This is a genomic window from Microcoleus sp. B4-D4, from assembly GCF_036705185.1.
In the GTDB taxonomy this organism is placed as follows: Bacteria; Cyanobacteriota; Cyanobacteriia; order Cyanobacteriales; family Microcoleaceae; genus Microcoleus.
This window is the reverse complement of sequence record NZ_JAUBTX010000088.1, coordinates 1-10,589: the sequence shown is the minus strand read 5'-3', so window position 1 is coordinate 10,589 and position 10,589 is coordinate 1. Positions and strand designations below refer to the sequence as shown.

General features: G+C 39.4%; 4 protein-coding genes and 1 pseudogene. 1 reads left to right on the top strand and 4 read right to left on the bottom strand.

Annotated elements, in window-relative coordinates:
- Positions 1 to 640: 640 nt before the first annotated feature.
- Entirely contained in the window at positions 641 to 2,173 is a 1,533-nt protein-coding gene (locus tag QUB13_RS29920) for an ATP-binding protein (protein ID WP_333388598.1), read from the bottom strand.
- 43 nt (positions 2,174 to 2,216) lie between these two features.
- On the bottom strand, positions 2,217 to 7,577 hold the full coding sequence (locus QUB13_RS29915; RefSeq protein WP_333388595.1) for a trifunctional serine/threonine-protein kinase/ATP-binding protein/sensor histidine kinase: 5,361 nt from the start codon (positions 7,575 to 7,577) through the stop codon (positions 2,217 to 2,219).
- A gap of 674 nt (positions 7,578 to 8,251) precedes the next feature.
- On the opposite strand from QUB13_RS29915, the gene QUB13_RS29910 reads away from it, so the two are divergent.
- On the top strand, positions 8,252 to 8,515 hold the full coding sequence (locus QUB13_RS29910; RefSeq protein ID WP_333388601.1) for a hypothetical protein: 264 nt from the start codon (positions 8,252 to 8,254) through the stop codon (positions 8,513 to 8,515).
- A gap of 35 nt (positions 8,516 to 8,550) precedes the next feature.
- Here QUB13_RS29910 and QUB13_RS29905 read toward each other — a convergent pair whose 3' ends face one another.
- On the bottom strand, positions 8,551 to 9,798 hold the full coding sequence (locus QUB13_RS29905) for an RNA-guided endonuclease InsQ/TnpB family protein (protein WP_442922218.1): 1,248 nt from the start codon (positions 9,796 to 9,798) through the stop codon (positions 8,551 to 8,553).
- A 286-nt stretch (positions 9,799 to 10,084) separates the two neighbouring features.
- Positions 10,085 to 10,504: pseudogene (locus QUB13_RS29900) on the bottom strand (serine hydrolase); the annotation flags it as partial.
- Between the last annotated feature and the right edge of the window lie 85 nt (positions 10,505 to 10,589).

Below are 10,589 nucleotides of genomic sequence, written 5' to 3'. Positions count from 1 at the left end.
ATGGTTATTAAATGGGATCGAAAAATCAAAAATAAAGGCAATGCTATTTTATCCGGTTTAGCTGCGTAGCAGCTTATCACAATCGGTTTTTACTTATTTTTATCGAGCAATGAAGCTATAAATTATACTTTTGTACAGTATATTCACGGGATAAAAGTTTTTTGAAATGCAAATTTATCACTTGAAAAATCGATTATCCTGAGTAATTATACTGTGTGACACCCTAGGGTGCGGAATGTGGGTTTCAACGTCACCTTGCCAAACCTATTGACCCAGAAACAGTGGTTGCGATCGTCATCGAATTAGTAAGTAGAGCTTTCTGAAAAAAAGTAGAAAGCCTACCAAATAAGGGGTTCAAGTTTTTGAAGCTCGGTAGTGTGCAAGTTATAGGATTATAGAGGCTCAAAACCCTTGCACTTTCGTGGTTCGGATCTGGCTAAATTTGGGAATTTAGCAATAAACCTAAATCTTTTACTACTAAATATTTCAGGCTTTGCTACTTCAAGTCATTTTGTCTTGTATTTACAAAACTTTACGTCGTGTCCTATTTTGCGCGTAGTGCGGCTTTAGCCCATTAACAATTACCCTGCTTTCATGCAACTGAAAACCGCTATATGATGAATTCCGCCAGATGAGTTTTCTAAGGCATAGCTACGGTGAAATTGGTTGCTATACAGATAGCTGGCATCTCAATAATAAACTGCGTTCCCTGCTCAGGCGTAGAAATACACTGCAATTGACCGCAGTGTTTTTCTAGCAGAATTTTTTTGCTGATTGACAATCCCATGCCTGTCCCTTTTCCGATTGGCTTCGTAGTAAAAAAGGGAGTAAAAAGTTTAGAACGAACTTTCTCAGTCATGCCAGCGCCATTATCAGCAATTGTTACCCGAATGCCTGAATCAAGGCTAATGTTGTCCTGTGAAGTTCCCGGTAAAACTTCAGTCCGAATTAATATCTGGGGCCGAAAAACTGTACCTTTTTCTTTACTTACCCGCTCTTCCAAAGCATCTATAGCATTCGCTAAAAGGTTCATAAATACCTGATTAAGCTGACCTGCATAACAGGTCAAAAGTGGCAACACATCATACTCTTTAATCACATTAATAGCAGGGCGATCTGACCTAGCTTTTAGTCGGTGCTGTAAGATCATCAAACTGCTATCAATCCCTTCGTGGATATCTACTGATTTGATTTCAGTTTCATCCAATCGTGAAAAATTGCGTAGAGACTGCACAATCATGCGAATGCGGTCGATGCCTAACTGCAAGGAAGAAAGCAACTTTGGCAAATCGTCCATGATAAATGACAACTCTCCATCTTCTATTGCCTTGAGAATTTCTGCTTTTGGTTGTGGGTAATGCTGTTGGTAGAGATTCAACAGATAGATGAGTTCTTTAATATAATCTTTAGCATAGGAGACATTGCCGTAAATAAAGTTAACCGGATTGTTAATTTCATGAGCTACACCTGCGACTAATTGACCAAGACTAGACATTTTTTCACTTTGAACTAGCTGGAGTTGCATTTCTTGCAGTTCTTTGAAAGAATGCTCTAAGGCAAGAGCTTTTTGGTGTTCTTTTTCTTCACTGCTCCGAAGTGCTTTCTCTACTTGTTCGCGCCGCTCTATTTCAGACTGCAATTTGTGACCTAAACAAAAACTTCTCAAAGCTGTTAGTACGGTAGTGTATAACTTTGATGTCGTTAGTTCAGTTTTAGTTTTATAGTCATTAATATCATAATTGATAATAATGCTTTTTTCTGGTACTTGTCCGGGTTGGCCCGTGCGTAAAATAATTCGCACTAACTGATTGCCTAACACTTCGCGGACATATTTAACAAACTCTAAGCCAGCATCATCCGTTTCCATGATTACATCAAGCAGGATGATAGCCACATCAGGATGTTCTTGAATTAACTGTTTAGCTTCCTTAGCGGAATAAGCACTAATAAACTTTAAGGATTTATTTTCAAAAACAAACTTTCTTAGGGCAATATTGGTGGCTATATGAACTTGAGCTTCATCATCTACAATCAAAATTTTCCAGCTTTCAGTCGGGGTATCTTCTGATACTTCATCCGCAAAAAATAATCCCTCATCTGAGTTAAAATCTTCAGCAAATAACACTTCTTCAGATGATTTTTTACTTGAAAAGCTGTAAATACTCTTGTCCATTGCTGCTCACCTTTTTTTGTTACTGATGTTTTGATTTAGGAAACTACGGTTGTGAATCGATTTGGACAGGTAGCTTAATAATAAATTTGGTTCCCACTCCGACCTCACTTTTACATTCTATTTCACCCAAAAGTTTTTGGGTAACTAAATTGTAGACAATATGCAATCCCAAGCCGCTACCACCCTGGCCGCGTTTGGTAGTAAAGAATGGCTCAAAAATTTTACTTAAATTTTCTGGGGGAATGCCTTTACCATCATCGGAATATTCAAATCTAAGTCGATCGCCCTCTTGCTGCCAATCAAAAGCCAGCTTTCCGGTAGCGCCCGGTTCGTAAGCATGAATCAGAGAGTTCATCAGTAAATTTGTGACAACTTGAGATAAAGCCCCTGGATAAGAATCTAGGGCCATTTTGGTGTCTCCCTTAATTTCGATCGAATGTTTGCTATTTCTCAATTTTGGTTTTAATTGGATTAAAATTTCATCGAGATAATCTCTTACTATGAAAGTTCGTCGTTCTTCGCTAGAGCGATCGACTGCCACTTCTTTAAAGCTCTGAATCAATGCCGCAGCCTGATTTAGATTAATTAGAAGGGCGTTACTGCTCTGGGTGGCTATATCCAAAAATTCTTCTAGCTCGGAGCGCTTCATTTTGCCACTCTTATAAGTAGAAGCAAATTCTGTGGTATGTTCTGCCAAAGCTGACGCAACGGTGACACCAACGCCGATGGGAGTATTAATTTCGTGGGCGACACCTGCAACTAATCCTCCCAGCGATGCCATTTTTTCAGATTCGACTAGCTTACTTTGAGCCGCTTTTAAAACATCCAGCGTGTTGGATAATTCGTGGGTGCGATCGCTCACTAATTGCTCTAAGTTTTGATTGAACTCCTGCAAGTTATTGTAGAGTTGGGCATTTTCAATGGAAATCGCTATTTGGGCAGATAACAATTTTAACAGCTCCAGCCTATCTGTAGTAAAGGCTCCTTCTGTCAGGTTGTTTTCCAGGTAAAGAATGCCTGTCAGCTTGCCCTGGTGCAGCAGAGGAGTGCAGAGAATGGATTTCGGTTGAGTGGCTGCAATATAAGGATCGCGGGTAAATTGTCCCTCTTGGGTGGCGTTATTTAAAAGCACGTTTTCCTGGGTGCGAATGACGTAGTGGGCGATGGCAATTGCTAGTTTGGGCATTTCTCCAGAAGCAGCTTCTGCATTGAGAGGAAGCGATCGCAGCACGCTAACTTCATCCCCCTTAACGGAACCTTCAGCCTCAATCGCCCAGTTTCCCGCTTTTTCTAAAATTAAAAAGCCTTTTTGGGCGCCTGCATTTTCGATCGCAATCTTCATCAACCTTTCCAGCAACTTACTCAAAACTATTTCACCTGAAATCGCTTGAGAAGCTTTCATTACTGTGGCTAAATCTAGCGTCTCTCCCAAATTAGTGCTAGTGGTAGTAGGCGCATTCGTTGTTCGGTTAACTTTTGTTTGAGTTGTTGTATTGGCTGATGTTCTAGCTAGGAATTGGGGATATTTCTTTTCTAAATCCTCAACTTTAGCTAGAGCGCCCCAGAGTTGGTAGCCATAGTGAGCTTTTTGCATATAAAGTTGAGCAAAATCTTCTTTTCCTTTAGCCAACCAGAATTTAGCCGCTAGTTCATTTCCTAAAGCTTCGTTCTGGATATATTCGTTTTTTCTAGCCGAAGCGATCGCTTTGTCATATAAATCCATTGCTTCTAAATCCTTACCAGAAATCCGCGCTATTTCGGCCGCTATCAGTAAATACTGATGTAGATAATTATCTGGGCAGTTATCAGCCCAAATTTTTGTTTTTTCTAAAATATTATGTAAAATTTGCCAGTAGTTTTCTTTTTCATCAATAGTAGCCTTTGAATAGACACCAGCCACACTTAATGAATAATAAAAATAGTGTTGAGTGATATTAAAAAAAGCGAAATTATTAATGGTTTTTTCATTTTCTTGAGCCAGCTTGAGAGATTCAGTATAATTATCATAAATGAATAAAACTTGAGCCTTGAAAGTTATATACCAAGTCTTAACATGATAAAACTTCGTATTTTCCCAGTGTTGCAAGCACAACGATTCACTATATATTTCATCATCGAAGCTGTATTTGTCTTTAGTCAATCCTTGTATATTTAAAATAGTTTGCTGTAAAGACATAAATCCATACAGCATACTTAAGTCATTTGTTTGCTTCATAACAGCTATATATTTACAAGATTCTTCATAGACCTCTTTTAGAGGCTGACCTATAATGAATCTCGTCCATATACTAAACATAATCGTCCAAACTATGTAAACTAAATCGCCACACTCTAGCCCACCTTTATAAGCTGTCCTAAAAATATCTAAGTTGGTTTTTAAATGATTATTATAAGGATTAATTCTCAGAGCAAAAAGATTAGGGACTTTACAACTAAGGCTCTTGTTGTTAAATTTCTCATTGAGCTTTAAAGCTAGCTTACCAAATTCATAAGCTGATTTATATTCATTTCGAGATGATAACAACATTCCATAAGTAACATAACCGAAGGCTGATAAATCTGTGTTTCCATACTTTAAGGACATATTAACTATCTTTAATATAGATAAATCTAGCCAATTTTGATGTCCAACATAATAAGCTACCGCCCACAAATCAATTAATAATTTAATGCTCGCTCTTTTAGTCAAGTCTCTAAGCTCAGGAGCATGGATTAAATCAGTAACTTTTCTTTGGGAGAGATTTAACGATACCTGTTGTAATTCTACTTCTACTGCCTTTGGTAATTCTTTTTCTGTACGAGGCAAATCCATACCCAAACATTCTAAGCCAGCAAGCGTGAACTTTAGGGCTTCATCTTTCCGTGATAAAGTTGAACAAAAAAAGGTATAAAGAGAATAAATTTCTGCTTTGTCTATGGCCGATTTGCTGTTACTTAAGGCGATCTTGAAAAGTTCTTCTGCTTCCTCAAGATTGCCAGCTAAATACTCGCACTCACTTCGATCCCTATAGAGAGTAAATGTTAATTCATAATCATTTTCCCAAGCCTGAATCCCTAGTATTTTTATTCCTAAAGCAAAATAGGTAGCTGCTGTTTTATAAGCTGTGGAAGCTTTGCCTTTTTTGCCTGCTATTAAATTCAATTTTGCTAATTTCACTTTCTCTTCTAAATCATCAATCAATTCCACACCAGTATTAAGATGATTGACCAGAGCGAAAATCTTTTCTTCCAGTTCTTCTTCAGGAGTATTCTTTAAAAGCAGTTGACCGATTTTGAGGTGAACTTCTTTTTTATGCTCTTCTGGGATAGTGGCATAAGCTGCTTGTTGCACTCGATCGTGCAAAAATTTAAAACTAAGAATAATTAGGGGAGCATTTATTATTTCTTCTGGTGTAATTTCCCACTCAGAAATAGGTAACACTAAACCTTCCTGAATTGCTGGTAAAAGGTTTTGATAAGCGACTGCTACTGATGTTTCATGGATAATAAAAAGGGTGTGCAAATCAAATGTGTTGCCTACACAAGCAGCTAACTGTAAAACCTGCTGTGTAGAGGTAGGAAGTTTTCTTAACTTCCTAACCATTAACTCCACAACATTATCAGTAATACCTATTGCCTCAATTAAAGCAATGTCCCATTGCCATTGGGGTTTACTGCCTTGAGACGGAGGAATAAATATAAGTAAGCCTTCCTGATAGAGAGTTTGGAGAAATTGATTAACAAAAAAGGGGTTGCCAGAAGTTTTTCTGATTACTAATTGAGCTAATTGTTCTACTGCAATTAGGTGAGAGTGTAACGTATCACAAATTAAGTTGCAAATATGTTCAATAGCTAAGGGAACTAATGTAATATTGTTAATAACAGAATCTTTGGACTGTAGTAAATCCAGAGTTATCATCAACGGATGTCCGGGAGCGACTTCGTTATTTCGATATGCCCCAATTAAGAACAAATAGCGCGTTTGTGCATCTGTCATCATTACTTCTAGCAACTTCAGCGTGGCAGAATCAGCCCATTGTAAATCGTCTAAAAAGATGACTAAAGGATGGTCAGATGAGCAAAACACGCCGATAAATTTTGGAAATATTGAATTAAAACGATTTTGTGACTCGGCTGCTGCTAATTCTGGTACGGCTGGCTGCTTACCAATAATGAGTTCCACTTCGGGAACGACATCAATAATGACTTGTCCGTTTTTACCCAAAACGGCTAAAAGTTTTTCTTTCCATTGAACTAATTGTCCTTCTCTTTCAGTTAGTATTTGCTTCACTAAGGATCGAAAAGCATTGATGATAGCCGCGTAAGGAATATTGCGTTGAAATTGGTCGAACTTACCCGCAATAAAATAACCCCTTGCCTTAGTAATAGGTTTATAAACTTCTTGCACTAAGGCTGATTTGCCAATGCCAGAGTAACCCGATACTAACATGATTTCTGTCTCGCCATTGCTGACGCGCTCAAACCCAGCTAGCAAGGTTTCTACTTCTTGTTCTCTCCCATAGAGCTTTTGCGGAATTTGAAACTTATCGGTAATATCTTTTTGGGCGATCGCAAAATCTACAATCGTTCCTTTAGCCTGTAGTTGTTCTAGGCATTCTTCTAAATCTGCGATGATTCCCCAAGCACTTTGGTATCTTTTTTCAGCCGTTTTTTCTAAGAGTTTCACTACAATATCAGACACCGCTTTAGGAATTTCTATTTCTGCCTTGATTTCATGGGGCGGTACTGCTTGTTTAGCAATATGACAGTGCACTAATTCCATTGCATCGTTGTAATCCCATGGCAGTTGCCCCGTTAGCAGTTCGTAAAAAGTGACTCCTAATGAGTAAAAATCGGTGCGGTAGTCGATCGCTCGGTTCATTCTGCCTGTTTGTTCCGGCGATATATAGCTCAGAGTGCCTTCTAAAACATTAGGATTTTTTAGGGTAGGATTCTCACGATTTAAAACAGTAGAAATGCCAAAATCTATGATTTGGACTATCCCTGTTGTCGAGTTAATAATAATATTGCTGGGGTTGATATCTTTATGAATAATGTTATGTTGATGAAGGTGGCCTAAAGCTCTGGTTATTTTAATAGCGGTTGCCAAAAACTCTTCTAAGGTAAGTTGTTGAGAAGCCAACCACAGCTTTAATGATTTTCCACCACTATCCTCGAAAATAATAACTAAACTGTTTTGATATCTTTCTAAGCTGTAGGTTTTAGGCACACTTTCTAGGTTAAGATTGCGTGTAATTTCGTATTCCTGCTTGTATCTGACTAACGAAGCTGGCATCGGATAATCTTGCTTGAGAAATTTGAGAATGACTCGTTGCTTGTCTTGTTTTCTCAGTCCTCGGTAAACTAAAGAATTGTTACTTTCATGGATTTGGTTGGTAATTTCGTAGCCGGCTAAGTTAATCATCTTTGCAGCCTCTTTTAATAATTAATACACATTTTTTTTAGCAATTCTCAATTTGTAAGTAGATATATCCTCTAATATAAAGACTAGCCTGCACTTTAAGCAAAATTTAAATATTAATTAAACAATATTATTTTTTACATTTCTTTAAAAAAGTACAAATAAATATTTATATTAGGAGTCTGATCGCTTCGTTGCATAATTATAGTATGAATAGGTGAAATCACCATGCAATGAAAACGAGTGCAAATTAACCCATCTCCGTAAAAACGGCCCTCAAAAATGAAAACAGAACCACATTTGTGCCAAATGCGATCGTTAATTTATCGCTGATAAGGCATTAGCCTTATGGCCCGACTGATGGGGTTTTGGCTTGGATGCGATCGACCGCTAGAGGAAAATTCCGCTCGAAAAGTTGAGACTATTTCAACTTTGCGACCGCTTTCGGGAAAGCAACCCTGACGCATCACACCAGGAAGCAAAGCGCTCTCGCTTTCTATTTAGCGACCCTTAAACAACGAAACTATACTTCAATCTTGCACCAGTCGAATAATCTCACATTCCATCTGCCCTGCTTGACAACAGGGGTGAAAACCAAAAGTTAATTTCTGGCTTCTCTGACTGGGGTGAAACTTCCTAATTGGTGCATTGTCTTACTTAGAGGCATCCAGCACATCATGACTTTTCCATTCAAAGCACGTTTGAAGGGCCAGAGGAATTCACCAAAAATGGTGCTGCCGTTAATTAACCAACATTGGTTGGTGCGAATCGTCCTGCGCTCTATTTCCTACTTCCGCCAAGACTTATGGCTCATCGTCAGGCTCTTGCTTTTGATCGGAGCATCAGTGCTTTTCAACCTTCTCAACACCTGGCCGATAGCGATTCTAGTCGATACGGTTTTATCACCAACTCCGAAATCCAACTGGATTCATAGCTGGTAAAACTATAGTCATTTATTGCAACGACATGGGAGGCGTCAGCCCTCCCCTTTCTGTTTTACTTTGAGCGGATTAACCCGCGCAAGGCTCGAACTACGCAGCTCCCTATCAAGAGTGCTGAACGCATTTGGGATTGCTTTTCTGAGAATGTTGTACGAAGCATTCACATCAGAATTAATTAACCGACCAGTCGATGTTTTGTACAATCCTCGTGAGATCCGTTTTCCAGTGAATACAGGTTCTTTTTCTGTTTTTCCATAAACAGGAATTGGGTCTAGTCCCACAAAATTTGCTCTGGATGTGTAGGATTCCTCGTGTACAATTACCGTGATTCCTACCAGCCGAGCTTTGTATTCTAACATCTCAACTAATCGAGAGTGAGGAATGCTGACAAAATTTTGGTTGGTTTGTTTACCTAGATTGATATCAGTTTTCCACTGTGCATTTTTGCCGATGACCAGCGTCCCAATTTGGTTCACTACCAAATGGTCAACAACCACACGACTAGCATGATGCAAGTAATTATCAACCTTCTGGTTGCGACAGCGAGTTAATCGCTGAATTCTGGATGAGGTTTGACGATTCCCTTTTAACTGGGATTGTAATCGGGATTTACGTTTGTTGTAGAACTGGTTAATCGATTTTAATGGTCGCCCGTTAATCAACAAAGGGATAAATCCCGGTTGATTTGAAGTTAGCGCTACTAAATTGTCCAGCCCTAAATCAATACTAGCTACAGAGTTGGCATTGCTGATGGTGGACTCCGGTTCATCGTAAATTACCTCAATTACATAGGAATCACATTTCGGAACCAGTCTAACTTGACAAATCTGGTTGGGATTGAGCCGGGTTTTAATTGAAAGTTCAGTGCCAGAAAGTTTAATGATTCCTTTCTTCAACTGTTTGCTGCTAATTGCTTGAATCGTGTAGACAAGAATGTTTCGCCCTTTAGTTTTATCTTTGTACTTCGGCCATTTTGGGCGACTCGTGAATTTTGAAGGGTCAGCTTTGTAAGCTTTAACGGCTTCAAAAAACGATTTCCAATTCTTGTCTAAGATTATCAAAATTTGCTGACTAACTTTAGCAGGCATTGCCTTATAAGCTTCGTGAGACTTCATCAAGCCATTCATTTCGTTGTAGCCGATATAGCCCCATCCATAAATAAAGCTCTGACGAATGACGTAATTGGCGGCATTGTAGAGATTTTTGGATTTAAAAGCTAGTTCGTCAATTTGAGCGAAACGGTCTTCCGTGGATTTGATGATGTGTCGCTCTGTTAGTTGCATTTGAGACTTCCGTTCTTTGAGTTGTGCGTATTCCTTGTTCAACACTCATAGCGATATGATACCATTATTGTTTATAATTGCTTATAAACTCAATGAAGTTTTACAATACCTTTATTGCTGTGTTCTGGTTTCGGTCAGACCTACATGAGCCAGTTCTGGATCGATGAAAAGACAGCATGGAACCATCAATCAAGTTCGCTTTGAAAATCCGATAATCATCGAGTACCGCATGGGTGCATTACGGCCCCCCATTGATATCGACCCTTAACACCTTCGCCTTCAGCAACTATTTGCTCCATTCGTCCCATGCTGCCACAGCCACTTTTGCGATGACTTCTTCGCGTACCGCATCGTTTGCTCTAGAATCTGAAACAAAAACGGAGATCGCCATATGCCGTCCGTTCGGGAGCGTCACGAGTCCAACATCATTGGTTGCAGCCGTCACTCCATTTAAAGTAGACGAAGTACCCGTTTTGTGGGCCACAACCGTCCCATCAGGCAACAGCCCTTTAATGCGCTTTGAACCTGTAGTTGTGTCTGTCATCAATTGCAGCAATAAAGCTTGACTGGATTTTGAAAGCCCTTTTCCCTCGTAAAAGGCGCGCAACAAAACGACGGTCGCATCAGGTGTCGCATAGTTAAGATACTGCACTGCTGTGTCTTGCGCTAGCTCCTTCTCCGTGTTAGCAACGACCATATCGTTTACGCCAAGACCGGTTTGAGTCGATGGGAGGTATTATCCTCCGCACCTCTCAGTTAGATCCGGACGTGCTGGTTTCCCCGCATCCGGC

Coding starts and splice junctions, on each gene's coding strand:
- QUB13_RS29920 (WP_333388598.1), bottom strand. CDS start 2,173: ATGGACAAGAGTATTTACAGCTTTTCAAGTAAAAAATCATCTGAAGAA.
- QUB13_RS29915 (WP_333388595.1), bottom strand. CDS start 7,577: ATGATTAACTTAGCCGGCTACGAAATTACCAACCAAATCCATGAAAGT.
- QUB13_RS29910 (WP_333388601.1), top strand. CDS start 8,252: ATGACTTTTCCATTCAAAGCACGTTTGAAGGGCCAGAGGAATTCACCA.
- QUB13_RS29905 (WP_442922218.1), bottom strand. CDS start 9,798: ATGCAACTAACAGAGCGACACATCATCAAATCCACGGAAGACCGTTTC.